Origin of the sequence: Nonomuraea sp. NPDC005983 (genome assembly GCF_040614375.1) — a bacterium.
Classification (GTDB): Bacteria; Actinomycetota; Actinomycetes; order Streptosporangiales; family Streptosporangiaceae; genus Nonomuraea.
This window is the reverse complement of record NZ_JBEXUP010000006.1, coordinates 119,541-144,856: the sequence shown is the minus strand read 5'-3', so window position 1 is coordinate 144,856 and position 25,316 is coordinate 119,541. Positions and strand designations below refer to the sequence as shown.

The 25,316-nt window shown below is 69.1% G+C and carries 25 protein-coding genes, 2 tRNA genes and 3 pseudogenes; 14 read left to right on the top strand and 16 right to left on the bottom strand.

The window, feature by feature from the left end; all coding sequences use genetic code 11:
* The 4 genes and pseudogenes from ABZ297_RS05545 to ABZ297_RS05530 all read right to left on the bottom strand — a co-directional run.
* Positions 1-262: pseudogene (locus tag ABZ297_RS05545) on the bottom strand (NAD(P)-dependent alcohol dehydrogenase); the annotation flags it as partial.
* Positions 259-492: a helix-turn-helix transcriptional regulator gene (locus ABZ297_RS05540; protein WP_355339837.1), complete on the bottom strand. Its 234-nt coding sequence runs from the start codon at positions 490-492 to the stop codon at positions 259-261. The gene ABZ297_RS05540 and the pseudogene ABZ297_RS05545, both read right to left, overlap by 4 nt.
* Positions 486-914, bottom strand: a complete 429-nt coding sequence (locus ABZ297_RS05535) for a hypothetical protein (protein ID WP_355339834.1) — start codon at positions 912-914, stop codon at positions 486-488. Before ABZ297_RS05535 ends, ABZ297_RS05540 begins: the two co-directional genes overlap by 7 nt.
* 114 nt (positions 915-1,028) lie before the next feature.
* Complete coding sequence (locus ABZ297_RS05530) at positions 1,029-1,844, bottom strand: aminotransferase class IV family protein (RefSeq protein ID WP_355339831.1); 816 nt, start codon at positions 1,842-1,844, stop codon at positions 1,029-1,031.
* 213 nt (positions 1,845-2,057) lie between these two features.
* Between ABZ297_RS05530 and ABZ297_RS05525 the strand changes: the two genes are divergently transcribed.
* Complete coding sequence (locus tag ABZ297_RS05525) at positions 2,058-2,954, top strand: helix-turn-helix transcriptional regulator (protein WP_355339829.1); 897 nt, start codon at positions 2,058-2,060, stop codon at positions 2,952-2,954.
* A gap of 122 nt (positions 2,955-3,076) precedes the next feature.
* Here the strand turns inward: ABZ297_RS05525 and ABZ297_RS05520 are convergent, their stop codons facing one another.
* The 3 genes from ABZ297_RS05520 to ABZ297_RS05510 are packed head-to-tail and all read right to left on the bottom strand — an operon-like array spanning position 3,077 to position 5,659.
* Positions 3,077-4,027, bottom strand: a complete 951-nt coding sequence (locus ABZ297_RS05520; RefSeq protein WP_355339826.1) for an alpha/beta fold hydrolase — start codon at positions 4,025-4,027, stop codon at positions 3,077-3,079.
* Positions 4,024-5,193, bottom strand: a complete 1,170-nt coding sequence (locus ABZ297_RS05515; RefSeq protein WP_355339823.1) for an FAD-dependent oxidoreductase — start codon at positions 5,191-5,193, stop codon at positions 4,024-4,026. Before ABZ297_RS05515 ends, ABZ297_RS05520 begins: the two co-directional genes overlap by 4 nt.
* Entirely contained in the window at positions 5,183-5,659 is a 477-nt protein-coding gene (locus tag ABZ297_RS05510) for a transcriptional regulator (RefSeq protein ID WP_355339820.1), read from the bottom strand. Before ABZ297_RS05510 ends, ABZ297_RS05515 begins: the two co-directional genes overlap by 11 nt.
* Positions 5,660-5,845: 186 nt before the next feature.
* On the opposite strand from ABZ297_RS05510, the gene ABZ297_RS05505 reads away from it, so the two are divergent.
* Both ABZ297_RS05505 and ABZ297_RS05500 read left to right on the top strand, forming a co-directional pair.
* A tRNA-Met gene (locus ABZ297_RS05505) sits at positions 5,846-5,920 on the top strand.
* Positions 5,921-6,044: 124 nt separating this feature from the next.
* A tRNA-Met gene (locus tag ABZ297_RS05500) sits at positions 6,045-6,118 on the top strand.
* A gap of 37 nt (positions 6,119-6,155) precedes the next feature.
* On the opposite strand, the gene ABZ297_RS05495 is transcribed toward ABZ297_RS05500, so the two are convergent.
* Positions 6,156-6,365: a hypothetical protein gene (locus ABZ297_RS05495; RefSeq protein WP_355339817.1), complete on the bottom strand. Its 210-nt coding sequence runs from the start codon at positions 6,363-6,365 to the stop codon at positions 6,156-6,158.
* Positions 6,366-6,924: 559 nt separating this feature from the next.
* On the opposite strand from ABZ297_RS05495, the gene ABZ297_RS05490 reads away from it, so the two are divergent.
* Positions 6,925-7,212, top strand: a complete 288-nt coding sequence (locus ABZ297_RS05490) for a hypothetical protein (protein WP_355339814.1) — start codon at positions 6,925-6,927, stop codon at positions 7,210-7,212.
* Positions 7,213-8,021: 809 nt separating this feature from the next.
* Here ABZ297_RS05490 and ABZ297_RS05485 read toward each other — a convergent pair.
* The gene (locus ABZ297_RS05485) at positions 8,022-8,945 is read right to left on the bottom strand and encodes a hypothetical protein (RefSeq protein ID WP_355339811.1); all 924 of its coding nucleotides are present in this window, start codon (positions 8,943-8,945) and stop codon (positions 8,022-8,024) included.
* 140 nt (positions 8,946-9,085) lie between these two features.
* Here ABZ297_RS05485 and ABZ297_RS05480 point away from each other — a divergent pair, with 140 nt between their 5' ends.
* Positions 9,086-9,637, top strand: coding sequence for a plasmid pRiA4b ORF-3 family protein (locus ABZ297_RS05480; protein WP_355339808.1), 552 nt, complete (start codon positions 9,086-9,088; stop codon positions 9,635-9,637).
* A gap of 181 nt (positions 9,638-9,818) precedes the next feature.
* On the opposite strand, the gene ABZ297_RS05475 is transcribed toward ABZ297_RS05480, so the two are convergent.
* Positions 9,819-10,463, bottom strand: a complete 645-nt coding sequence (locus tag ABZ297_RS05475) for a helix-turn-helix domain-containing protein (RefSeq protein ID WP_355339805.1) — start codon at positions 10,461-10,463, stop codon at positions 9,819-9,821.
* A gap of 169 nt (positions 10,464-10,632) precedes the next feature.
* Here ABZ297_RS05475 and ABZ297_RS05470 point away from each other — a divergent pair, with 169 nt between their 5' ends.
* On the top strand, positions 10,633-11,583 hold the full coding sequence (locus ABZ297_RS05470; protein WP_355339802.1) for an NAD(P)-dependent alcohol dehydrogenase: 951 nt from the start codon (positions 10,633-10,635) through the stop codon (positions 11,581-11,583).
* A gap of 118 nt (positions 11,584-11,701) precedes the next feature.
* Here the strand turns inward: ABZ297_RS05470 and ABZ297_RS05465 are convergent, their stop codons facing one another.
* Complete coding sequence (locus ABZ297_RS05465; protein ID WP_355339799.1) at positions 11,702-12,262, bottom strand: transposase; 561 nt, start codon at positions 12,260-12,262, stop codon at positions 11,702-11,704.
* 13 nt (positions 12,263-12,275) lie between these two features.
* Between ABZ297_RS05465 and ABZ297_RS05460 the strand changes: the two are divergent.
* Positions 12,276-12,553, top strand: a pseudogene (locus ABZ297_RS05460) (integrase core domain-containing protein); the annotation flags it as partial.
* Between the two features lie 74 nt (positions 12,554-12,627).
* Here the strand turns inward: ABZ297_RS05460 and ABZ297_RS05455 are convergent.
* Positions 12,628-13,224 (bottom strand): hypothetical protein, encoded by a 597-nt coding sequence (locus tag ABZ297_RS05455; protein WP_355339796.1) that lies wholly within the window; start codon positions 13,222-13,224, stop codon positions 12,628-12,630.
* A 260-nt stretch (positions 13,225-13,484) separates the two neighbouring features.
* Between ABZ297_RS05455 and ABZ297_RS05450 the strand changes: the two genes are divergently transcribed.
* The 3 genes from ABZ297_RS05450 (at position 13,485) to prfH (ending at position 16,580) form a co-directional block, all read left to right on the top strand.
* On the top strand, positions 13,485-14,423 hold the full coding sequence (locus ABZ297_RS05450; protein ID WP_355339793.1) for a hypothetical protein: 939 nt from the start codon (positions 13,485-13,487) through the stop codon (positions 14,421-14,423).
* 274 nt (positions 14,424-14,697) lie between these two features.
* Complete coding sequence (locus ABZ297_RS05445) at positions 14,698-15,897, top strand: RNA ligase RtcB family protein (RefSeq protein ID WP_355339791.1); 1,200 nt, start codon at positions 14,698-14,700, stop codon at positions 15,895-15,897.
* Positions 15,894-16,580: a peptide chain release factor H gene (prfH, locus tag ABZ297_RS05440; RefSeq protein WP_355339788.1), complete on the top strand. Its 687-nt coding sequence runs from the start codon at positions 15,894-15,896 to the stop codon at positions 16,578-16,580. The genes ABZ297_RS05445 and prfH overlap by 4 nt, the downstream gene beginning before the upstream one ends.
* A 95-nt stretch (positions 16,581-16,675) precedes the next feature.
* On the opposite strand, the gene ABZ297_RS05435 is transcribed toward prfH, so the two are convergent.
* Positions 16,676-17,134 (bottom strand): MarR family transcriptional regulator, encoded by a 459-nt coding sequence (locus tag ABZ297_RS05435; RefSeq protein WP_355339785.1) that lies wholly within the window; start codon positions 17,132-17,134, stop codon positions 16,676-16,678.
* Between the two features lie 63 nt (positions 17,135-17,197).
* Between ABZ297_RS05435 and ABZ297_RS05430 the strand changes: the two genes are divergently transcribed.
* Together ABZ297_RS05430 and ABZ297_RS05425 are read left to right on the top strand one after the other, a co-directional pair.
* Entirely contained in the window at positions 17,198-17,566 is a 369-nt protein-coding gene (locus ABZ297_RS05430; protein ID WP_355339782.1) for a VOC family protein, read from the top strand.
* Between the two features lie 176 nt (positions 17,567-17,742).
* A pseudogene (locus tag ABZ297_RS05425) lies at positions 17,743-18,141 on the top strand (ISL3 family transposase); the annotation flags it as partial.
* Positions 18,142-18,166: 25 nt separating this feature from the next.
* On the opposite strand, the gene ABZ297_RS05420 reads toward ABZ297_RS05425, so the two are convergent.
* Both ABZ297_RS05420 and ABZ297_RS05415 read right to left on the bottom strand, forming a co-directional pair.
* Positions 18,167-18,859, bottom strand: coding sequence for a hypothetical protein (locus ABZ297_RS05420; RefSeq protein WP_355339779.1), 693 nt, complete (start codon positions 18,857-18,859; stop codon positions 18,167-18,169).
* Positions 18,860-19,323: 464 nt separating this feature from the next.
* A complete protein-coding gene (locus ABZ297_RS05415) occupies positions 19,324-20,238 on the bottom strand; it encodes a nitroreductase/quinone reductase family protein (protein WP_355339776.1) in 915 nt (304 codons plus the stop codon).
* Between the two features lie 168 nt (positions 20,239-20,406).
* Here ABZ297_RS05415 and ABZ297_RS05410 point away from each other — a divergent pair, with 168 nt between their 5' ends.
* Complete coding sequence (locus ABZ297_RS05410; RefSeq protein ID WP_355339773.1) at positions 20,407-21,819, top strand: MFS transporter; 1,413 nt, start codon at positions 20,407-20,409, stop codon at positions 21,817-21,819.
* A gap of 59 nt (positions 21,820-21,878) precedes the next feature.
* On the top strand, positions 21,879-22,940 hold the full coding sequence (locus ABZ297_RS05405) for an alkene reductase (protein ID WP_355339770.1): 1,062 nt from the start codon (positions 21,879-21,881) through the stop codon (positions 22,938-22,940).
* A gap of 23 nt (positions 22,941-22,963) precedes the next feature.
* Here ABZ297_RS05405 and ABZ297_RS05400 read toward each other — a convergent pair whose 3' ends face one another.
* On the bottom strand, positions 22,964-25,057 hold the full coding sequence (locus ABZ297_RS05400) for a hypothetical protein (RefSeq protein WP_355339767.1): 2,094 nt from the start codon (positions 25,055-25,057) through the stop codon (positions 22,964-22,966).
* Positions 25,058-25,316: the final 259 nt, after the last annotated feature.

Genomic DNA, 25,316 nt, shown 5'->3' with positions numbered 1-25,316 from the left:
GGAACCGGGTCACGCGGGCGCCGACCGCCGCCACCACGCCGGCGACGTCACGGCCGCGCACCGCCACCTTGGGCCTGCGCAGGCCGTACCCCATGGCGCGCATGAGGTACGGCCGGCCGGTCATGAGGACCCACACGCCCGGATCCACGCCTGCGGCACGCACCTGGACGAGCACCTCGTCGTCACCGGCCGAGGGCTGCTCGACGTCCCGCAGCTCGAGCACGTCGGCCGGGCCGTACACGTCCTGAACGATCGCCTTCATGTCGTCTCCCCGGTGGAGTCGGGATACTGGAACACGTCGTCGAGCGGAACGCCGAACACCCGGGCGATCCGGAAGGCCATCTCCAGCGACGGCGAGTACCGGCCCTGCTCGATGGCGATGACGGTCTGCCTGGTCACGCCGATGCGCTCGGCGAGCTCGGCCTGCGTCATCTCGTGGTGCGCGAAGCGCAGCGCACGGATGCGGTTCGTGACACGCGTCGGCTTCACCACTGCGGAAGGCTCCTGCGGTAGACGACGATCTTCGTGATCGAGCCGACGACCGCCGACAGGACGAAGCAGAGGTAGATCACGTTGGCGATCCAGAACCGGTCCCACCCGGCCATCGCCATGAGCATCGCCGCGACCGCGCCGATGACGACGAACGACTGACCCGTGTACTCGCCGAGCCGCCCGATCTCCCTGTCGCGCACGTCCTTGACGCGGGACGCCCTCGGGTTCACGACACCGATCCCGATCTCGGCCACGATCGCCGCGCCGATGGCCGCGCCGACGGTCCACAGCAGGGTGGCGGCGTAGGGCACCTCAGGCAGCGGGCGTCCGCTCGCGCGGCTCACCACGATGGCCGCGTACGCGGCGTACGCGGCCACGGAGACGACCAGCATGATCCACGCACGTTTCTCTTCGTGTGTCATGGCCAGCCCTTCGATGTACAGAATTCTTGACATCGCGAACGTAGCAAGACTTTGACATCGTGTCTATAATCTTTTACATCGAGGGTCGCAACGCGGGTGGAGGCGCGTTGCTTCTCACGGCGCAGTGAGTGGTTCGGCCTGGTAGGCACGGTGAAGCAACCGCACGAAGGACGGCGCCTCAGGCAGGAGCACGGAGCCGATCCGGTGTACGGCCACACCCGGCGTCCATGAGTTCATGACCACGGCCCCGGCCAGGGCCGGCAGGTCGGCGAGCGTGATCTCCTGGGCGCGCTGGGGGACGCCGAGGCGATCCAGCTGCCGGCGGACGACGGCCATCGTGGTTCCGGTCAGGATGTCGGCCACGGGCCACACCACGGCGTCGCCGTCCCAGAAGGCCAGATTCCAGATCGAGCCCTCGCTGAGGCGGCCGCGTCGATCGACGAAGGCGGCGTCGTCGTAGCCTTGCCCAACGGCCTGACGGAGAAAGTAGGTCTTGGTCACCTCGCCGACATGCTTCACAGCAGGGAGGACGCGTTCGTGCTCAACCGTCGCCAGCGTCAGCGGGCCCACCGGGCCGGATGCGGCCGGTCCGGTACGAACCAGCACCTCGGGCTCCACATCGGCCCCGGCCACGGTGAACTCGCCCGCCGGCGAGTACACCGTGGCCGTCAGCGAGACGTCGGCCGAGCCGGCCTGCAGCGCCGCCCGCAGGTGGGAGCGCACTCGATCGTCGGGCAATGCCTGACCGAACAACTCCACCGAGGCGTGCCGCAGCCGTTCCAGATGAAGGTCCAGGCCCCGGACCCGGCCCCCGCGCACCTGCATGGCAGTGAAGTGGGCGTAGCCCGCGAAGGCGAGCGGCGCCAACTCCTCGGCGGTCACGGGCCGCCCGTTACGTTGAACGGCAAGCGAGGCAGCAACAGTGCTCATCGACGTCTTCCCTCAGATCGTGGTCATGCGCCCCGCCGGCTTCTCGGTCGGGGTGCGGGGAGATGAGCCTGCCGCAGCCAAGCCGGGTCACCCAGACCCCTGCTCTACGTACGACGAGTGGTCCTACTACTACCAGGGACAGCCTTATTTGCCCGCCTATGCGTACGATCAGGTTCTATGAGTGATATGGGGGGTCGGTCTGGTGTGGGAGAGGTGGCGGACACCGATCGTGAGCGGCCGATCGATCCGCGTGCCGAGATCGGCGAGTTCCTGCGCAGCCGCCGGGCACGGCTGAGGCCGGAGGACGTCGGGCTGCCGCTCTTCAGCCGGCACCGGCGGGTGCCGGGGCTGCGCCGCGAGGAACTGGCCCAGCTCGCCGGCGTGTCCGTCGCCTACCTCACCCGGCTCGAGCAGGGCAGGGGCAACAACGTGTCGGCCGAGGTGCTGGACGCGATCGCGCGTGCGCTGCGGCTCACGGACACCGAGCACGCGTACCTCACGCATCTGATCAGGTGCCAGGACCGCAGGAGGTATTCGCCACCGCGCCAGCAGCAGGCGCGCACCGCGCTCCGGCAGATGCTGTCCTCCTTGGAGGGGGTGCCCGCGTACGTGACGGGGCCGCGCTCGGACATCCTGGCCTGGAACCCGATGGCGGCGGCCCTGTTCGGCGACTGGGATCAGCTGCCGTCCCAGGAGCGCAACTGGGCGCGGCTGGTGTTCCTGCAGCCCGGCTATCGGCGGCTGTTCGTGGACTGGGAGTCGAAGGCGGCCGACGTCGTCGCCGCTCTGCGCCTGTACGCCGGCTGCTATCCCGACGATCCGCAGCTGCTGACGCTCGTGGGCGAGCTGTCGGTGAAAAGCGAGCAGTTCCGCTATCTGTGGGCCAAGCACGACGTCAAGGAGAACAACCATGGCGCCCAGCGCCTGCGTCATCCGCTGGTGGGCGACCTCCCCCTCTCCTTCAAGTCGTTCCGGCTGCCCGACGACCCTGAGCAGTCCCTGACCGTCTACCACGCCCAGCCGGGCTCCGCCGCGGCAGAGAACCTGCGACTGCTGGCCAGCTGGGGCTCGGACGCCACCACCGCGGAAGCACCTCTACAGCGCCCTTGAGGCGGGGCGAGCTCGCGACCGTCAGCGCGGCAAATGGCGCTCGAGGTACCCCCTCAACGCGGCGCGCGTCACGCCGTGTCAGCAGGAAGGCCGCCGGCCGGCAGCGGTGGGAAGATCGAATGTTAGCGGGGGGAGAATTCAGGGCGTAGACCCTTGGCGCGTACCTCGCTGGCCGGTGGTGAGGCAACGAACGGCTCGGCCTCCACCAGGTGCTGGCGGAACCACTCGGCCGCGATGCCCATCGCCTGGCCGAGGCCGGGCTCTACCGACAGGCCGCGCTCGTCGTAGGGCAGGATCTCCAGGCGTTTCGGTTCGCGTGCCCGTTCGTAGGCGTCCAGGACCTCGTCGATGTCGTGGGTGAGGTCCTCCCGGCCAGTGACCATGAGGAGTGGCCGGGGTGCGACACGCTCGAGGAACACCTCCGGAGCCCACAGCAGTACCTGGGCCAGCGACTCGGCCTCCACCTCGTCGTCGAAGGTCGGGAAGACCTCTTTTGCCAGGGCCAGGTAGTCCACGATGTGCGGGTCGCCAGTGCCGAGCAGCGGCATGCGCATCCCAGTGCCGGTCTCGTACCGCTGCCGCAGATCCTGGTCGACGACGTCGAGCATGGCCTGGACGCCGGCCCGGCCTCGGGCCTTTTCCATGGCCCGCCAGCCGTTGAACATGCTGGGGTTCTGGCAGGCCACGCACCGGACACGGCGGTCGATCGCGGTGGCCTGGATCGCCACGGTGGCGCCCAGGCTGTGCCCCCACAGCCCGATCCTGCCTCCGTCGACCTCGGGGCGGCTTTGCAGGTAGGTGACGGAGTTGCGGACGTCGTCGACGTATCGGTGCGGAAAGACCTGGCGGCGCGGACGACCCTCGCTGGCGCCGATGGTGCGGTAGTCGATGGCGAGGACGGCGAAGCCGGCCCGCGCCAGGTAGGCGGCGCCGGGTGCCAGCGCTTCCTTGACCATGTGAACGCTGTGCCCCATCACCACGCCGGGCACCGGACCGTCGGCGTCGGAGGGCAGGTAGAGGTCGGCGGCGCAGCGGACGTCGCCGCTGCGGAACGTGATGTGCTCGATCGTCATCGTGTCACTTCCGTGGGGAGAGCAGGTGGGGTCCAGTTCCAGAGCCGGGCGCTCTTGCGGCGGGCCACGCCGGAGGAGGCCAGGCGGGTCATCGCGGTCATGAGCCGATACGTGGCCGCGCTGGTGGACAGGCTGAGCTTGGGGTCGGCCCTGGCCATCCGCTGCACCTGCTGGGTGCGGGGGCGGCGTACCTGGTCGTAGCGGTTGAGAACGTGCGGGACGGGGGCGCGGCCGGCGGCTTCGGCGGCCAGTACGACGGCGTCCTCCAGCGCCTGGCAGGCACCTTGGGCCAGGAAGGGGGTCATCGCGTGGGCCGCGTCGCCGAGCAGCGCGATGCGCCCCTTGGCGTAGGAGGGCAGCGGGTCCAGGTCGTAGATGTCGTGGCGCAGCACCGTTTCGGGCGGCGTGGCGGCCAGCAGGGCCGGGATCGGCTCGTGCCAGCCATGCGTCCTGGCCGCCACTTCGCCGAGGTCGTCGGCGAAGTGCGCGCCCGGCTCCTCCTGGCGGACGGTGAGGAACCAGAACACCCGCTCATCGGTCAGCGGATGCGCGCCGAACCGTGCGCCGCGGGCCCAGGTCTGGAACCCGCTCACCGGCCAGACCGAACCCGGCGCGCTCACCCCGCGCCAGCACAGGATGCGCTGGAACACCGGTTGGGGGGCATCCGGCCACACGCGGCGGCGCACCGTGCTGTGGATGCCGTCCGCCCCGACCAGCAGGTCCGCCCGCATCTGACGGCCGTCGCCGCAGGTGACCGTGACGCCGTCGTCGTCCTGGCGGACGCCGGTGACCTCCGCGCCAGTACGGACCCCATCGGCCGGCACCTGCCGGGCCAGCACGCGCTGCAGGTCGGCGCGGTGATTGGCGAGCAGTGGCGGGTCGTCGCCCGGCTGGAACCGAATGAGGTACTCCCCGCCGGGCAGGCGCATCGTGGCGCCCGCCTCGGTGGGCACCGAGCACGCCCGAAACTCCGTACCGACCCCCAGGGCGTCGGCCGCGCGCAACGCGTTCGGCGCGAACGACCAGCCGGCGCCGGCCTCCCGCAACTGCGGGGCCCGCTCCAGCAGGGTCACCGTCCAGCCGGCGCGCTGCAGACCGATGGCCGCGGCCAGCCCGCCGATCCCGGCCCCCACCACGATCGCGGAGCGACCTTGCTCACGCTCCATCGGCCTCTCCCCCCTCGTGCTGCGGCCCTGGCATGCTCGCGAAGGCCTTGTCCATCCAGTCGAAAACGTTGTGCGCCACGCGCAGCCGCCGGGTGCGCGCCGGGTCGGGACCGGCCAGCTCCATGCCCTGCGCGGTGATCTCGCGGAAGGCGGCCAGGCCCGCGACCCTGCGCCGCACCACGCGTTCCCAGGCGTCATCGTCGACCTGGTAGTAGTGGGTCTTCTGCCCGGGCCGGGTGCGGCGGCGCACGAATCCGGCGTCGATGAGCAGCCGCATGCTCGTCGCCAGCGACGCCCGGCTCGCGCCGATCGCCTCGGCGATCTGACCCGCCGACTGCTCGGGCGGATCGCAGATCATCAACCAGGCCAGCACGCGACCGGCGATGGGCGGCACTGCGTACTCGTCCATGCAGAACGCCGCAGCGCGCTCCACCCACTCCAGGGTCCGCTCCTGATCGTCTGTCATCGCACCCACCTACATCTGCGGTTGTCTATAATTTTCAGTATGTACTGAATATTACAGAGACTGCAAGACTTGCCTCGATGTGATGAGGGAAACACCCATTGCGCGCCGGATGCGGTCGCGGGAGACGCCGTGTTCCAGCAGTCAGCCTGACGAGGACGGTGCCGAGCTGGTCGTTCCATACCACCCGCCCGCATAGCTCAGTTGGTGAGAGCGCCGCACTCATAATGCGGAGGTTCCCAGGTTCGAGTCCTGGTGCAGGTACGCGGGGGAGGAGCGGGCTTCGGTTCCTGAGCCGCTACGGCCGGCGCCGACAGGTGTTGATCGAGGGTGGCGAGCCGGGCAGTGGCCTCCGCACTTCGGTGATCCGATAGTCTTTCGTCTGCGACGCGGGGTGGAGCAGTTCGGTAGCTCGCTGGGCTCATAACCCAGAGGTCGTAGGTTCAAATCCTGCCCCCGCTACAAATGTGATGTCTCAGGACATCGGAAACCCTCGAACCTACGGGTTCGGGGGTTTCGTCTTGTTGGGGTTTACCTGAGGCTGGTAGTTGCGGGTGGGGTCGATGGTCAGCTCGCGCAGGAGTTCTCCGGTGACGGCGTTGACGACGCGGACGTGCAGATCGTCGACCAGGAGGATGACGTGGGTTCGGGCGTGGGTTCGCCCGATGCCGATGTGGTGCAGCCGGCCGTCCAGGCGCAGGGTGACCACTCCGGAAGGGTCGATGCGGTCGTGACGTACGCGAGCGTGGGTGTCGGCGTCGCGGCTGCCTGCGACCGTCCCTCGACGACAACGGCGGTGATGACAACTCTGGCCTTGGACACACCGCCCAGGCTCATGATCGCGATGGTTGCCTATGTCCCGAGACACACTCCATTGAAGTTTCCTATGTCTTGCGACATGGGTTTCCTATGTCCTGAACCAGCACACCGCCGGGGGCACCACGTCCGACCAGCAGCAAAGCGCCCTTGACCAGCGGAAACGCCCGTCAAGGGCCTCTTCATGTGTCCGGTGACGTACGGCTGTCGGCGATCGTTTGCGGATGATCCTTCCCAATGCCTTCCTAAGGATGCACGGCCACTAATGCGAACGGAAGGAACGGGCGCGCCGAACGCGGGCCCAGCACGGGTGCGGTCGCGAAAGGTTTCGACGCATAGCCAACGCTTACCGAGCGTGCTTATGTATATGCGTACGGTAGTCGAACGAGAGGGAACCCATGCGCTTGCCACCTCCCCTGCCCCTCGGCCTGACTTTGGGTATCGCCGCGGGCATGCTGGCCCTTGCCCCCGCCGCCCAGGCCGCCACGGCCACGGCCACGGCCGACGAGCCCACCTACACCTGCCAGACCGATACCCCAGGAAACCCCGGCCTCCCGATCATGATCCACGCCATCGGCTGCCAGGCCTCCAACGGCGCCCCCACCACCGGCACGAGCGGACCGGTCAAGCTGGTCATCAACCAGCCGCGCTACCACCCGCCTACCTGGACGTGCCGACAGGCTCGAACGTTCGGCCCCGCCAACGCCATGGAAGTCATGGCCATGGATTGCCGGCCCTAGACGGTCCACCAACGCCGCCCCGGGCCACACCCGGGGCGGCAGCACGGCATCAGATCCGCCGAGCCAAGCATCAGATTGATCTCCGATTGCATCAGGTTCGGTAAGTCGCCATCAGGTCGGCTGAGCCAGGACAACGACGCCGGGCGAGACCCCACGGCTGCTACTCACCAGTAACGGCACAGTGCGCCCATTCTGTCGCATTACCGGTCGGCAGCTTGCGATGCGACCAACGCACTGACCTGCGGAAACGTCCTTCGGAGTGCGGTGGATCGATAACGTACGCTAAGCCCCGCTCGCCCAGCTCAGCGCTGGTGCGTGATCGGCTTCAGATGGGGTGCGCTGGCGTACGTTTCCGCCTATCGGACAGGCAGGGTTGACCTGCGGGAACGGGCCTAACGTACGTTTTCGTTCCGCTGCACTTCGACCCCCGCCACCGCGGCCGGCCGGGATTGGGAGAGCGAGCCGATGCCGCCGGACGCGCCGCACTTGCCCGCCCTGGCCACCTCACCCGTCTCGGTGGCTGCTGAGCAACTGGTCACGTTCCCCGGCGTCGACGGCCGCGATGTCCGGGCTGGGCGCTGCGGTGCTGCGGTGCTGCGGTGCTGCTGGACGTGGCCACGGTCGTCGAGACCAACGCCACCGGCCGCTGGCAGGACCTGCTGCAGGTGCTGCAGTGATCGCCCACGCCCGACCAGGCGAACTCGCCCAGCACGCCCGGTGTGACTTAGCGCTTCAGTTGGCGGGAATCGCCACATCGCTGCCGCGGTGAAGGCGCAATGCCAGGCCAGGCGCCACCGTACTCTTGCTGGTCACGTGACCATGGCAAGCTCGTAGGCCGAGATGGGACGGAAAGTGGACAGCGCTGCCACCAGGTCAGCCTCAGCGATACTCGAACCGTTGAGCATGACCAGCGCATCGCCCGACCTGGCGAAGACGGTGACCCAGGAGGACCCGGCACCGGTCCGGACCCATCGGTCTCCCGGGAGCGATTTGCATCGCAGCGGAACTCCATAGTTCTCGGTGACCGCCAGGCAGGAATCCCGCGGGTTTCCAGCCGCGGCGGGCCAGACCGTGACCTGGATCTCGGAGAATCCTCGATTCGGCGTGGCGTCCCGCCAGTACTCCAGCCAGGTGGACGGTTCCGGCTCCCGCTGCCCGGCGGCGTTGAGATCCACGTGAACCAGCCGGTAACCCTGGATCGCTGGAGCGATCAGCGGCACGCCGGACCTCTCGAAGCTGCGGACTTCAAACCAGGCCAGGATCTGCGGCTTGTACTGCACCGCGCCCCAGGATCCGAGGGGCACGGCTACGGCCAGGGCTACCGCCCACCAGCGAAGGGGCGACATGAACGACCACGCCGACAGGGCGAAGCCGACCACACCACCGACCACGTAGACAGGAGCGACAAGGGCCGGTAGAGGGCCGAATAGCTCCGGCTCCGGCACCGGCACCAGCACCGCGAGAGCACCAATGAGCAACCAAGCCGCAGAGCCCCCGACCAGCCCGGCCACGCCCCAGCGCGGCAGCCCGGCCAGCCGCGCGCCCACCGTGCCCAGGATTATCGCCAGGAGGAACATGGCCAGCGGGAGAACGGTCCCGTCGAGCTCTTCCCCCTGCATGTCCGCCCAGATGATGGCCGTGGGGATGCCCGTCACCAACCCGATGAGGGCTGCACGCCCCAGGACAGCGTTGGTCGATAAACCCTGCATGTCCCTATTGTCGCCGCTGACCATGCCAGAACGAGTCCGAACGTGACGCCTACGGGTACGACTGCAAACTGCTGACCTGCGCAAACGGCCATGGGCCGAATGTCCGTAGACATCGTGACGTCGCCCGTCAGGACGACAACCACCCGGCTCGCTACGGTGGCGCGGTGAGTGCCATCCACCAGCTCAAGGTCACCTTGCGCGACGTCCGCCCGCCGGTCTGGCGGCGCATCCACGTCCCGTCCACGGCGGACCCGCTGGACCTGCACAACGTCATCCAGATCGCGATGGGCTGGCAGAACTATCACCTGCACCTGTTCGCCAAGGACTGGACCGAGTACGGCGACCACGCCACCAGCGAGTACGGCGTCACCCTGGCCGGCCTGCCGTCCCGGCCGGGTGAGCGGCTGGCCTACCGCTGCGACTTCGGCGACATGTGGGACCACGACCTGATCGTGGAGAAGGTCCACCAGGCCGCGCCGAACGCGCGCTACCCGCGCTGCAGCGCCGGCGGCCGTGCCTGCCCGCCCGAAGACAGCGGCGGCCCCGAGGGGTTCACCCGAGCTGCTGCGCGCGCTGTGGCAAAAGAAGTGCTGGAAGTACCGCCAGGCGCGCGACGTGCTGGGGCCGGCCGCTGGGACGGCGCGGCCTGGGACCGCCAGGAGGTCAATGACCAGCTCGCCGAACTCGGCAAGCAGTTGGGCGAAGCGCGCGGCTGAGCACGCTGCGGAGAAGGCACGCTGCGGAGAAGGCCTTCAAGGACGAAGAGGCCGGCGCCATGTCGACGGCCGCCGACGCCCCGATCGCCCCGCCCGAGAGCCGTCCCGGAAACGGTCATTTGTGAGAGGCCCCTGTGCAAGTGTGAGGGATGCTCACCTTCGGCACGTTGCGTGATCGGGCTCACGGGCGGCCCGGTGGCTGGCGGATTTCGCGCAGTTCCATCGCTGCGGGAGGTGGGAGAGAGCCAGGGCGCTCTGCCTGGAAAGCCTGGAAGAGATAGGCGAGCAGGCGCCGGGAGGCAGCGAGGGCGGTTTCTCGCGGTTGTCCGGCGAGGCCGCTGTTGGCCAGGAGCAGGAGGGTGATATCGGCGGGGTCGAAGTCGTCGCGCAGCTGTCCGGTCTCGCGGGCACGCTGGACCAGCCGCGCCAGCCCCTCTTCGGCGCAGTCGCGTTCGTGATCGTGATCAAGGGCATCGGGGAACTGATCCAGGAATACGGAGGCGAAGCCGCGGTCGGTCACCTGTGTGGTGCACACCTTCTCCAGGAGTGTGTACAGGCCGTGCCCGGGATCAGGGTCAGTAAGAGCCTCGTCGAAGGCTGCCGCGCACAGGGCGAGTTGCTCGGCAAAGGCAGCGGTGACAAGCGCAGTGCGGGTGGGGAAGCGGCGGTAGAGGGTGGCCACGCCGACGCCGGCGCGGCGGGCGACGGCGCTTATAGGGGCGTCAATGCCCTGGGCCGCGAACACCTCGCGCGCAGCTTCAAGGATGCGTTCCCGGTTGCGCCGGGCATCGGCGCGCAGGCCCGCCGGGTCCGCATCGCCGGGCACATCGCCGACGTGCCCGGACGGCTTGTGAGATGGCTGAGCAGGCAATGTCTCTCACTTCAAGCTAACCGGACGATGTCATCCACTTACAGGTTTAGCGTGAGCGTACCAGCGGGCGCACACAGCGCCTCCGCAGCTCCGAAACGCGACACAGGACGAGATGATGAGCGACATGCGCGCAGCCCTCTTCGACCGATACGGCCCCCCGGAGGTCCTCTACGTGGGCAAGCGGCCGACGCCGACCCCCACGCCCGACGAGGTGCTGGTGCGGGTGCACGTCGCCAGCGTCAACGGTGGCGAGCTGCTCGATCGGGCCGGGAAAATGCGCCTGGTAACCGGCCGTACCTTCCCCAAGACGAGCGGAATCGACTTCGCCGGGGAGGTCGCCGAAGTCGGTTCGTCGGTCACCGCAGTACGTAAAGGGGACCGGGTGTGGGGGCTGCTGGGGCGCAAGACGGGCAGCATGGCCGAGTACGTCGCCGTACGCCCCCGCCAGATCGCCCCCGCTCCGGAGAACCTCACCCCGGTGCAGGCCATCTCACTGCTCGCCGGCGGGGCCACGGCGGTGACCGCCCTGCGCGAGAAGGCCGTCATCAAACCCGGTGAGCGACTCCTAGTGCGCGGGGGTAGCGGAGGCGTGGGCAGCGTCGCGGTGCAGATCGGCAAGCTCTTCGGTGCCCACGTCGTCGCTCTCGCGGGCGCGAGAAACCTCGACTTCGTCCGCGGCCTGGGCACCGACGAAGCACTCGACTACCGTACGACTCGCCTCTCCGAGCTGGGCCGTTTCGACGTCATCGTCGACACCGCCGGAACACAGCAGTCCCGCTTCCGCCGCCTGCTGGCACCCGGCGGGCGCATGGTCGCCATCACCCCCGACTTCAACAGGCTTCTCCCCAGCCTCGCCACCATCCTCGCCTCGACCGTCCACGGGAGCAGACGCATACGCGTCTTCAGCGGCAACCCCGACACCGAGCTGCTGACCGAGATCACCCGTTACGCGGAGCACGGCGACATCGTCCCCGTCGTGGACACCGTCCACCCTCTCGACCGGATCGCCGACGCCCACCGGGCCCTGGAAGCCGGTGGCGTCCGCGGCAAGCACATCATCCAGATCATCACGTGAGGGGGCGAACACCGCCGCGGCCCCAACTTCTCTACGTCGGCGGCGGGGGCCGCGGCCGACGGGCCCCACCCCGCAGCCGCACGGCCTGACTTCGGCTCAGCCCTCCATGGCGTGCGCGTCATGAAGTTCGGCGGCGTCCGGGTCGCGCAGGGGCCGCAGGGCCACGTCCGGCTGGGAGGAAGGCGAGCTTGGTGTTGGCCAGCTGCACCAGGTGGAAGTGGTCGACGACGATGACGGCGTGGGGCAATGCGGTACGGATCGCCGACCGGAACACGGTGCACATGTCGATCGCCACGTGCGTGACGGCGTTTCTCCACTCAGCGGGGCGGGCGGTCAGCCACGTGGCGACCACCGTCGAGACGCGGCCCTCGACCTGACCGAGCAGCCCTTGACCGCCCGAAAGGTCGGTGAACCCGACGTGCCATCGGTCCGCGACAAGCCGAAATTTCCCGGTGACCAGGTCGAGTACCCAGCGGGGACGGCCCCGGCGGATCTCATCGATCCCGATCACCTCCGTCGGCTTGGGCTGCTCAGGAAGCACCTGTGCGGCGTAGGCGCGCATCTCGCGCATCGCCACCGGCCAGGACACGCGATGGTCGCGAGCGGCCTGGGCCACCGTACGCCCGCCATCGGCCACCGCCCGCCCGCATGCGCGGCGCAGCCGGGCCGTCGTCCGCATCCCGGCACTGACCTCCTCCGCCGAGTCCGCCAAGGTATGCGCCGAACTCGGCGTGCGTCAGTCGATGGGCGCCGCGGCACCTCCGACAACAGCGCCGCGGAGGCCTTCAACACCACCCTCAAACGCGAGCCCCTCCAGGGCGCCAAGCGCTGGTCCCCAGTGCGTGAGGCCCGCCTGGCGGTCTTCACATGGATCACCCGCTACAACCCTCGCATAAGGCATTCCACCCTCGATTACCTCAGCCCGATCGACTACGAGCAGACCACCGAAAGAGTGCTGCTCGCCGCATGACAGCCGGTGTCCACACTTCAGGGCGAACCCCCACCGGCCTGATGCCAGTCGCAGGCCGCAGGTGTACTGGACGATCAGGAGTAGTCGTCTTCGTCGTACTGCTCCAGGTGGAGTAGGGTGCGGATCTTTCCCACCGCCGGTTTCCCGTCGTGGCGGGCGGCGTTCAGCACCTCCTGGATGAGCGCGTCGCGCGCACGGGCACGCGCGGCCAGGAGCCAGTGCCGTTGCGCCTTGAGCGATTCGGCCTTGAGCTGCCCCACCAGCCCGCGCAGCGCCCTGGGCCAGACGGTGTCGGTCAAATGCCGGACCTGCGTCCCGTTCGCGGTGGCGACCTGCGCTGCTCGGCGGCGTAGCACCGCGACAGGCTGGCCACCGTTGATCGCCTGCTCGAGTCGCTCGAGCGCGATGTTGTACGGCCGCACGATGCCCAGATACCGTCGGGCCGCCTGATCGACGGTCAGCGGCACCGGGCTCGGCGTCGCCCGCGGCGAAGGAGTTACGGTCTCAACGCGCGGCTCGGGGCTCGCGGCCGTGGACGAAGGGAGCGCGAGCGCGACCGGCGGTGCCGCGTCGACGGGGTCGCTCGAGCACCCGGCGACCATGGTGGCGATCACCAGTATTCCTGCAAGGATGCGCACAAGTCCGCAATTGATCCACTCAGCCGTCGGCATGTCAAGATGCTGAACCGCCCGCCGGGAGCCATGCGGCTGCGGATGGGATCGCCCTCGCTGGCATGATGCGGGAATGGGCGATCTGCTTGTGGTTCCGGAACTCCTGCTGGCTAGAGGTTCGTGCTAGGCATCGATCGGGAGGGGAAGCTCAGGCTGGCAGAAGCGGCCGGGCGGGCAGGAGTGCGGCTTTGTGAACGTCCTCTTCTGCCGAGACGAGGGCATCCGCGGCCCGTCATCGCCGTCGGCTAGCCTCTCGCGGCATGACTGCCATCTCCCGCGTGATGACCCGGTTCACGGACGGGCTTGTCCACGCCTATGACTTCTCGAGCAGCCCGGTGGAGTCGGCTGCGGCGCCGGTTGCCGTATTTCCCATCGTCGAGGCCGTCGAACTGGAGAGCCACGCGGTGGCGCCGAACCTGCGGCGTGCGGTGTATGCGACGGCCGACGAGATGGTGTGCCTCGACCGCGAAGGCAAGGCGCTGTGGCGGCTCGGCTTCGGCCCTGGAGCGGAGGAACCGTACAACGCTGTAGCGAGCTGTGAGTTTTCGCTAGACGGGACGGTGGTGTGGGTCTACCGGCCCGACGCGATGTCAGGACGCGGCGACGGCCTGGATCATTGGCTCGCTGTCGACGCCGAAACTGGGGACGTGGTCGCGCAGGCCGAGTTGGACTGCGCCGGACACGGTGGGCACCAGTTCGTTCACCCGGACGGCGCGCACATGCTGCTCGACGTCGGCGAGGGGCAGGACGGTTCGCGGGTGTACCGCGGCCGCCTCGACCAGGACGTCATCGACCTGACCGCCTACCCGTGGACAGACCGCAGTCTCGTGAGTCTCGCTCCGGACGGCCATCACTTCATGACCGTCCACCACGATCAGGAGGACGTCGCCTTCCACGCGTACCCCGACGGTGAGGTGATGATCCGGATTCCGGTGGAGTCGTTCGGCTACGACCCCGACGAAGCATACGTGGAGTGGACAGGTGGCTACCTCGACGCCGACAACGCCATTGTCACGATCGGCGGAGAAACCGAGGACGAACAGGAGTGGTACCGACACCATCTCGTCGACGTACGCACCGGACAGGTACACGGGACGCTCGATGCACAATCCCGCCACGCGTACGACGTCAAACCACTCGGCGACGGCTCGTGGCTCACTACCGATCACGACGACCGATTGTGGCGCCATACCCGATAACCGGCCTACCAGAGGCGCTGATACACCCCTGCAAGGGGATGATCTTTGGCCAGAACCTTCTGAAGCGTACCGAGCGTCTCCAGAACATCCGCACATGCCGCGAGTCGCATGCAACCCCGTACGGCCGAAAACCGTTTGCCTCGCATGACGGGGCTCAGAGAATGTGGTGTCCATGAGGCTCTGACGGACAGCACCCCACTACTCCGAGATGCCACGGCGCCGGCTCGCGCCGTAACGCCGCCCGCCCATTCCCTGTTCAGCGAAGAGAGCGTCTTTGTCTCAGCCACACTCCCGGCAGGAGTTCCCGCTACCGTCCACCCCGGCCATGGGGTCGGCCACCGTCACCGTGTTCGCCTCCCCCACAAGCTGGATCGAGTCCGATGCCGTCGCGCAATGCCATCAGGTGGCCGCCCTCGACGGCATGATGCACGTCGCCGCCATGCCGGACCTGCACCCCGGCAAGGGCGCCCCCATCGGCGCCGCCATGGCGTCGGCCATCTTGTACCCGTTCCTGGTGGGCTCCGACATCGGCTGCGGCATCGCCGTGTTCCCCGTCAAGCTCAAGCGCGCCGTACCCGAGAAGCTCGCCGCCCGCTTCCCCGATCTCGATCGCGCGCTGGACCCTGAACACGATGCCGACGATCCCGCCTGGGCCGTGGTGAAGGGTGGCATACCCGCTGATCACGTCGAGGGCCTCGGGACGGTCGGCCGGGGCAACCACTTCGTCGAGCTGGCGCGCATCGGGACCGTCTTCGAACCGGGCCACGCCAGCCGTCTCGGTCTCGCCGCCGGCGACCTGGTTCTCATCGTCCACAGCGGTTCCCGGGGGCTGGGCGAACGGATCCTGCGGGAGCACACCGCGGTCCACGGCGCGGGCCCTGCCCCTGATCCCGGCACCTACCTGGCGATGCATGACGACGCCGTACGCTGGGGATCGCTCAACCGGCGGCTGCTGGCCGCCCGGGTCGCCCACGCGCTGGGGTTCGAGCCCCCCGAACCGATCCTCGACCAGTGCCACAACCTGGTCGAGCTCCGCGACGGGATCTATCTGCACCGCAAGGGAGCGGCGCCGGGCGACGGCCGCGACGTGCTCATCGCCGGTACGCGAGGCACCCCTTCCTACCTCGTGGCCGCCCACGCCGGGCCAGACGCCGGCCATTCCGTGGCGCACGGCGCGGGCCGCAAGATGTCGCGCGCCGACGCCCTGCGCCGGGGGCGGGCCAAGCACACGGTCGAAGAGCTGCGCCGCACACCGATGGGGTCGCTGGTGGTGTGCGGCGACCGCCAGCTCCTCTTCGAGGAGGCACCGACGGCCTACAAGCGTATCGAGCAAGTGATCGCCGACCTCGTGGCCCACGACCTGGCCACGCCCGTGGCCACCACGATCCCTCTGGTCACCTACAAGACACCCGACCTCGGGTCGGCGCCCCAGCGGGACCACCGGGATCAGCGCCGCAAGCGAGGCCGGCCGTGAGCGTCCACCTGCTCCTGTCGGCCGGGCGCGGCCCGCAGGAGTGCGCCTGGGCACTGGCCCAACTGCTGCACCGCCTGGAAGGCGACGCCACCCGGCAGGACCTGGAAACCCATCGGGCCCACACAGTTCCCGGCGACCGGCCCAGCACCTACCGATCGGTCCTCATCCGAATCGAAGGAGACGACGCCGAGGCGTTCGCCGCCTCGTGGAGCGGAACCCTGTGCTGGCAGGCCCCCAGCCCGTACCGGGCCAACACCGGCCGCAAGAACTGGTACGTCATCGCCCAACCGTGCCAGGTCGACACCCCGCGCACGACGTTCGCGGAAGCAGACGTCGACATCGTCGCCTGCCGCACCGGCGGCCCCGGCGGTCAACATCGCAACAAGGCCAGCACGGCCGTACGGGCGACCCACCGGCCCACGGGCATCGTCATCGTGGTCGACACCGAGCGGCAGTTCAGCCTCAACCGCCGCATCGCCATGCGGCTGCTGCGACAGCGCATCGAACACGGCGACCAGGCGACAGAGCGCGCCGTCACCACCGCCCGCTGGCACATCCACGACGAACTCGTACGCGGCAACCCCACCCGCATCGAACGTCCGGAACCGCCGGCTCAGGACCTGGCCCCGCAGAAGCAGACGCGTCAGCGACGGCGGCAGTCCACCCGGCAGAAGAGGGTGTAGTCGGGGGCTGTCGGTTTTCGAGGTCGCCTGCACAGATTCTTCACGCTCGGCTCCACTCCTGTCCGGGCGCGGCGAGACGTGCGCCGAGGAACGAGCTATGCACCGTCGTTGCCATCGCGCAGGGAATGAATCATGCTCTGCAGGATCCGGAACGCGCCTGACTGCTCGGTCTCGGTCATGCCGGCCAGCATTCTGACCTCGACGGACCGGACCGCTACGGTCGCCTTCTCCAGGCTCCGTCGGCCGCGAGGCGTGAGCCGCGCGGGAAGAACCTTCCCGACGGGCGCCTCCGCAGGCCTGGTCACGTAACCCTCTCGTTCCAGGGCCTGGAGCAGCACGTTCATCGACTGCCGTGTCACGAACGCGCCACGCGCGAGCTCGGAGTTCGACAAGCCCGGCCGTTGAGCCAGCAGCTCGAGGCAGGAGTAGTGCGTCACGCTCATCCCGAGTGGCCGCAGCACCTCCTCCATGGCTGCGCGCAGGGCGCTCGAAGCCTCTTTCAGCAGGTAGCCCAGTGATTTGTCCAGGTCGACGCCGACACCGTTTTGACTCATGTCAGCATTCTGACATACATTGACCCGTGTCAGGAATCTGACACGAAGAGAAGGAGCATCATCATGCCCGCCACCGGCCCCGACTTCATCTCGCTCCAGGTGCGCGACCTCGACGCTTCGCAGGCGTTCTACGAGCAGTACCTCGGCCTCGTCCGCTCGCAGGCCGGGCCTCCGCACGCCGTCGTCTTCGAGACGAAGCCGATCGCGTTCGCACTCCGCGACGTCGTTCCCGGCACCGATCTCGCATCCGTTGCCCAGCCCGGCATCGGTGCCGCGATCTGGCTCCACGCCACCGACGTCCAGGCCATCCACGATGCTCTCGTCGCCGACGGTCACACCATCGTCTCCGCGCCGATTGACGGCCCCTTCGGCCGGACATTCACCTTCGCCGACCTCGACGGCTATCAAGTCACTCTCCACGACCGCGCCTGATAAGCCAAACGCCCCCGAAGACCGCCGGTTGCGCCCGAGGCGCGAGAATCCGGGCGACATTCATTGGCTCTTCGCATTCAACCGCGTAGACCGGTCTGGCGCGTCGGTGCCGGGGGTAGAGGTCGAGGTCTTCCGAGGATGAAAGTTTCTACACCGCTCATCTGGAAGACCTCGACGTGCGTGACGCTTCCTTCTGCCCTGCTGATCTGACGACGTTCTGCCGGCTGGATCACCTCGGCTTGGAAGTGGTCGGCCAACAGCTGCACCCCGACCACGCCGTGTTGCTCTGTCGAGTGGTCGAGCCTGACAACTGGTGCCATTCCTGCGGCTGTCTGGGGGTGCCCCGCGACAGCGTGCTGCGCCGACTGGCGCACGTCCCGCTCGGCTGGCGGGCAACGATCCTGCACGTCCGCATCCGCCGCTACCGCTGTTCGGGCTGCGGGCAGGCCTGGCGTCAAGACACGACCGCGGCCGCCGCGCCGAGGGCGAAACTGTCGACGCAAGCGGTGATGTGGGCGTTGAAGAGTGTCGTCATCGACCGAATGTCGATCGCCCGGATCGCCGCCGGGCTCGGTCAAAGTAGCGCCTAGCCTGGATCCATCAGCCGAAATCCGCGCCGATGAACCCGGTGCTCCAGCGCATACCGCCAGCCATGTGGGTGAGGTACCGGGGATCGCTGAACGTCGCGGTGAACCCGACGAATGGGAGCTGATCGACCGGGAGGTCGAAGTCGGTCAGCTCCATGATCCGGTCCTCGACCGGATACCCGTCCGGGTCGCCATCGTCCTCGTCCGGTTCCGGGACGTTGTGCGGACCGTCCATCGCGTACTGGGTGATGATTGCGGCGGTGCGCTCCCCGAACGCCGCCTGGTCCGGCACAGTCCCGGCGGTGCCGCCCCCGCCCGCGACCCCGGTCAGGCTGCCGCTCAGCCGGACACCGGACTGCCGCTCGATGACGCGGCGGTGCTCGTTGAAGTCGCTCCGCAGGAGCGCATACTCCGCCGCACTAATCGGGACCTGCTTGCCCATCAGCATCGACCACAAGGCCGCGAACTCGTCCCGCAATTCCATTCCCGCCGCGATCGCGCTAGCCTCATCGTCGCTGACGTGCCAGCGTTCGCCGTTCAGGTGCGGCAAGCCGCTCTTCATCCGCTCCCACGCATCCACGGCGAGCTGCACTGGAAAGATCGGCTCGTGTGGGATGTGGCACACCTCGAAACTGATGAAATGGGCTCGACCACGCAGGGTTGCCCCGTCCTTGGCGTCGATGGACACGGTCAGCCAGTCAGACATTTCGGTGATTGTAGTGATCAGCTAGCTGGCCCGATAGACCCACACGTCCGCCACCCGCGACGGCGATCGAGGAAGGCCGGAGACTGACCCGACCCCTGGGCCGAGCGGGGTGGGTCCAATTCTCACTGGGACCAATCCCCGGTGATCAAGGGCCGAGACTCGTTCCTAAGTGGGGCCAGAAGTAACCCATGTAGTCACTGCACGACTGAACCCCCCGGTCCGCGGGCCCGGGGGTTCCACCAATCCTCCTGCGCGGCCCGCTTCTGCCGTACTCCGGTGGCACCCCAGCAGGGCCAGAATCAGGGGGAGCAGAAGATCAAATAATTAGCTCGGGCGTCTGCAAACGGGACTTTTCGTTCCGATGCTCGTCATGCCCCGTGAGCTCGCGGGCGGCATGGCGCAGGCTTGGCCGCCCACGAGCGTCGTCCAGGAGGCGGGCGGCCGCGGCTCGCGGCCTGTCCCGGCTACCCCTCGGCGCCGTCGGCGAGCGGTTCGAGGACGAAGACCGGGATCTGGCGATCGGTCTTGAGCTGGTACTCGGCATAGTCCGGGTACGCCGCCACCGCCCGCCGCCACCAGGCGTCCTTCTCCTCCCCTGACACCTCGCGCGCCCGGTAGACCCCGGTCGCCGTGCCGTCCTGGAGCTCGACGACCGGCTCCGCGACCACGCTGGCGTACCACTGGGGGTTGACCGGCGCGCCGCCCAGGGACGCGACGGCCGCATAGCTTCCCTCGTGCTCGACCCGCATCACCGGCGTCCTGCGGATCTTGCCGGTCTTGGCACCCCGGTAGGTCATCAGCACGACGGGCAGGTCCTTGATCGTGATGCCGTCGGTCGTGCCGGTGCGCATGATCTGCTCGACGTGCTCGCGGACCCACGCCGACGCGCTGGGCTCGTACTCGCCGGTCAACGCCTGCCCGGCCCGCGCCGGGGCGTGCCGCCGGCCGGGCCGGTTGTCCACGTTGTCGGTCAGGGCGTTGATGACGGCGGGCAGCCCGGCGACCGTCTCGGCCGGCAGGCCGGCCACGGTCTCCTCGGCCAGGTCGCGCCAGAGCCGCTTGACCTGCTCGGCCAGCTCCCTGCCGCTGTCGGTGAGCTCGACCACGCTGGCCCGCTTGTCGGACGGGGCGGGCGTGCGGCGGATGTGGCCGGATGCCTCCAGCTTGCGGGTCATGAGCGTGACACTGGGGGGCTCGCAGCCGAGCGCCTCGCTGAGCTGCGCCTGGATCCTGGGGCCGGTCCGGGCGAGTTCGAGCAGGAGCGCCTCCTGCCCGGGGTGCAGGCCGAGCGGGGCCAGCAGGGTGGCGGCCCTGGCCCGGTGGCGCAGGCTCAGCAGTCGGATCGCCTGGTTGATGGCATCGGCTTGCTCGAAGTTCATGATCGCTCCTTGACGAGATTGATTATCTGCATAATAGTTATCCGCGTAACCAAATCCTACACGGCTTCGGGCCGCGCCGCGCGTAAGAACTCCCACCTGCGACGTCTCCACCAAAGACCGCCCGAGGGCCACCCGTGCGGCAGCCCACAGAGAAGGACAGCAGAAGTCATGACGAGCATCGGCACCGCGTCCCGGCGGGCCACATCTCGAACCATCCCCACCTGGGTGATCCTGGCGCTCGCCTGCGCCGCACAGTTCATGGTCATCCTGGACGCCTCCATCGTCAACGTCGCCCTGCCCGCCATCCGCGAGGAGCTCGGCTTCACCTCCACCGGGCTCGCCTGGGTGGTGAACGGCTACCTGCTCGCCTTCGCCGGCTTCATGCTGCTGGGCGGCCGGGCCGCCGACCTGTTCGGCCCGCGCCGGATGCTGGTCTCCGGGCTGGCGCTGTTCTCCGCCGCCAGCCTGGTCGGGGGCCTGGCGACCGCCGCGGAGGTCCTGGTCGCGGCCCGCGTCGCGCAGGGCGTCGGAGCCGCCATGATGGCGCCGGCCACGTTGGCCGTGATCAACACCTTCTTCACCGAGCCGGGCGCGCGGGCCAAGGCGTTCGGCGCCTGGTCCTCCGCGGGCGGCGTCGGCGGGATGATCGGCGCGGTGGCCGGCGGCGCCATCACCACCGGCCTGTCGTGGCGCTGGGTCTTCCTCATCAACGTGCCGATCGGCGCGCTGCTGATCGCCGTGGCCCTGACGTCGCTGGCCGGCACACACGCCGGACGGCGCGAGCGGCTCGACCTCACCGGCGCGGTCACCGGAACGGCGGGCCTGGCCGCGCTCATCTACGGAGTCATGCAGAGCGCCGATCACGGCTGGTTCTCCGCGCAGGTCCTCGTGCCCCTGGTGGCGGGCCTGGTCCTGCTCGCCGTCTTCACCGTGGTCGAGGCGCGCTTCGCCGACCGGCCGATGATGCCCCTGCGACTGCTCAAGATCCGCGGCGTGGCCGTCGGGAACGGCATGCTGCTGCTGTTCGGCGGGATCACCATCGCGATGTGGTACTTCACCTCGCTGCTCCTGCAGAACGTCCTGGGCTTCACCGCGCTTCAGACCGGGCTCGGGCAGACGCCCGCCGCGGTGACGTTCATGCTGGTCGCACGGGGGTCCGCCGCCCTGCTGCCGCGGATTGGGGTGCGTCCCCTGGTGCTGGCCGGCAGCGCCGGCTTCCTGGCCGGGTTCGGTTGGCTCTCCCTGGCCGACGCCGGCAGCGGCTACCTCCCCGCCGTCCTCGGCCCCACGCTGCTCATCGCGGCCGGCATCGGACTGACGTTCCCCACTCTCATGGCCGCGGCGACCGCCGACGCCCCCGAGGGCGACGCGGGCGTCATCGGCGGCCTGGCCAACACCGCGGGCCAGGTGGGCAGCTCGATCGGCCTGGCAATCCTCGCGACCGCCGCGAGCACCACGGCCGCCGCCGGCACCCCCGCCGCCCTCGCCGACGGCTACGACCTGGTCTTCCTCATCGCGGCCGGGCTCAGCCTGGCCATCGCGCTGGTCAGCTTCCTGCTGCCGCGCCGCCAGCGCGCATGACCGCCGCGCCCCCTTCCGACACCGAGATCATCTTCAGCCCTTCCCCCAAGGAGACCACCATGTCCATCGCCTTCGACCCGATCTCCGTCGGCAACACGAAACTCGCCAACCGGGTCGTCATGGCCCCAATGACCCGCAGCCGCGCCCGTGACGGGCTGGTGACGGAGCTGACGGCGCGCTACTACAGCCAGCGCGCCTCCGCCGGGCTGATCATCACCGAGGGCATCCAGCCGTCGGTGATCGGCCAGGGGTACCCGTTCACGCCCGGACTGCACAACGCCGAGCAGGTCGCCGCCTGGCGCGGGGTCACCGACGCCGTGCACGCCGCGGACGGGAAGATCTTCGCCCAGCTCCTGCACACCGGCCGGATCGGCCACCCCGTCCTGCTGCCCGACGGCCTGGTCCCGGTGGCGCCGTCGCCGGTGGCCGCGCGGGGCCAGCTCTTCACCCCCAACGGCCCGAAGGACTTCGTCACCCCGCGCGAGCTGACGGAGACCGAGATCGAGCAGACCGTCGCCGACTTCGCGAGCGCCGCCCGCAACGCCGTCGAGGCGGGCTTCGACGGCGTGGAGGTGCACGGCGCCAACGGCTACCTGATCCACCAGTTCCTCGCCCCGAACACCAACCTGCGCACCGACGGCTGGGGCGGCTCGGCCTCGGGGCGCGCCCGGTTCGCCGTGGAGGTCCTCTCGGCGGTGGCCGGCGCGATCGGGAGCGACCGCACCGGGCTGCGGATCTCCCCCGGGATGCCGACCAACGACATGCACGAACCCGACCCCCGTCCCGTCTACGAGGAGCTCGTACGGCGGACGGCCGCCCTGGACCTGGCGTACCTGCACGTCATGGAGGCCGGGAACCGGGAACTGACGCGCGCCCTGCGGCAGCGGTTCCCCGGTGCGCTCATCCTCAACCCGCACACCGGCGACCGCCCGACCGGCCCCGAGGAGCTCGACCTGATCCACGACGGGACCGCGGACCTGATCGCCTTCGGGCAGCTCTTCCTCGCCAACCCCGACCTGCCGCGCCGCCTGGCGACCGGCGCGCCGCTCAACGCCGCCGACCCCGCCACCTTCTACGGCGGCGGCGCCGAGGGCTACACCGACTACCCGGCCCTGCCCTGACCGGCCGGGGCCAGGCCGACCTCTTATGGCGTGGTGCTCAATCCGCCCAAGGGCGAGTCGTTGACCTTGGGGCTGGGCGACAGCGTGATCGTCCTTGGGGAGGACTGGAGTGCCTGGACGCCGGCGAGCAGCGCGAGGGGTACGGCGAGCGCGAGCGTCATCGACAGCACCGCGATGCCCGAGTCGCTGGCCAATGTGCCGATGACGCCGCTGGTCAGACATCCGGCAAGCCCAGCGCGCAGCATTGGGGCACGATCGAAGGCGAGCGGCAGCGCCCCTGCGGTCACCTTCCCGGGCCGCCGGAGCGCGTACACCAGGAAGGCAAGCGCGGCCAGCACGATCGGCAGCAGGGTGAGGTTGCCGAACGTGCGCAGCATGGCCTCCAGCTTCTGCTGGATCTCCGGCAAGGCGTCACCATCCAGCGCCTGCGTGACGAAGCGCCCCAAATGGGTCTGCTGCTCCAAAGGTCGTAGGTGGTCGAGGAAGGCGATCCCCAGGGCCACGGCAGCCCCGCTCGCGCCCACCACCATGAGCCTGAGCGGTGACAGCCTGCGCCCCGACGCCAGTAGCGCGGCCACGGCGATGCCGGAGACGAACCCGATCGTGCCGCCGAACTTGCTGCCGACCCCCGGCATCGCCTCCAGCCCGAGACAGGCCGCGCCCAGACCGATCACCGTGGCGATCGCGGACCGGCGCCGCCCGCGACTGGCCAGCCACTGGCCGAGTGCCACGGCGCAGTACAGGACCGAGGCGGCGAACAGGGCGGCCGGAATGTTGCCCATCCCGTGGTAGCGGGCGCCGACCACACCGGTGTATCCCATGATCGCGTTCAACTGCAGGTTTGTGCCGGTCGCAAGGTCGGCGGCCAGCACCGTCGCAGTGATGCCGGCCACCACCGCGCCGCACCCCAACAGCGATCTGCGCCACGGGCCAGTCAGGGCGACGGCCACGATGGCGGCGTCGATGACGAGCGCGCCGCCCACGAGCGCGGCGCCCGACGTCCAGGGGAGCAGATTGGCCAGGTAAGTCGACACGGGCAACGCTGCCACCGTCAGCGCCAGAACCCGCAGGAGGCTGAGCCCCCGACCGCGCCTCAACAGCAGGTGCGCCACCAGGTAGAACAGTCCCTGAATGATCGCGAAGGCGGTGAAGAAGGGCATGCCCAGGTCCCGGATGATCTGGGCCGCCATGTCGGCGTCGACCAGTGGCCGCACGTCGGCTTCCCGGAGGGAGGTTGCCTTCCATGGCAACCCGGTCGAGGCGGCGAGAGGTGGCAAGCCCGCTGATTTCAGGACCGTAGCCGTGATGTCTGGCAGGATGACCATGTCGTCGCGCCGAGTGGTGTCGGAACCCAGCCACCGTCCGGCCGTCCCCGGCGCCCTCATCATCGCGACCCGCAGATGGGGCCTGCGCTCGTCATCGCTGATCCCCGCCACCAGCAGGGTCGTGCTGGAGGGCAGCGCCCGCAGCACCTCGCCCACCTTGGCGTCAGCACTGCGCACGGCCTCGGCTCGCCGCTGCCCGGTCACGCCGCCCTCGTCGGCCAGATAACCCGAGGCGAGGTACGGCGCGGCCAAGTCGGCCACGTCCACGGCGATCACCGGACACCGTCCCCAGGCCGCTGGCGTCAGCTCCGCCGACGAGGCGGCGTACTGATCCACCTGGCCCTCGCGGTCCGCCAGCGCCACGGCAGCGCCCGGGCCTATCGCCGTCGTGCACTTGCCTCCCTGGTGCAGGGATTGACCGAGACTGCCCGCCGCACCGGCATATCTCCCCGATGCCGGCGAGACCAGCGCTCCCTCGCCCACGCGGCGTGGAGGAGAGGGGGCGCCGCATCGGCCGCCGACGGCTGAGCGGACTCCTGCTGAGATCGTCAGCCAAGCGTCGGCGGGGCAGGTGGCAGGGCCGATCGTGCGCACGGACAGCGAGCCCGTCGCGCTGGCGGAGAGCAGCCCCCAGAGGTTCGGCGTCGAGGCTGGGCCGAGGTCGTGCCATCGCAGGCCCGAGACGCCGATCAGCGCGGTGTGCTCCGCCGTTGCCACATCGGCGGAGGACTGTCCGCCGAACAAGATGACGACCAGGGCCAAGAGCGTAAGTGGCGCTGTGAGGGTCCGCATGTCGTCACAGGCTAGCGGGTTCTATTGCTCATTTGCGCAACTGACGAGAGGATAGTGAGGCGTACAGCGGGTTGGAGGTGTCGTGTTCGGGGTGGACTTTCCCGAAGTGGTCATCGGCGACGACTGGCGCGGCCTGAAGGCCAAACGGGTGAGCGACTCCGAGGAGTTGGCGGGCTTCGACGCCACCCAGGACGCGTGCGCCACGTGATCGGGTGGTCGCGCCTGTTCGGTCGCCCTGTAGTCGCACAACAGGAGCGAG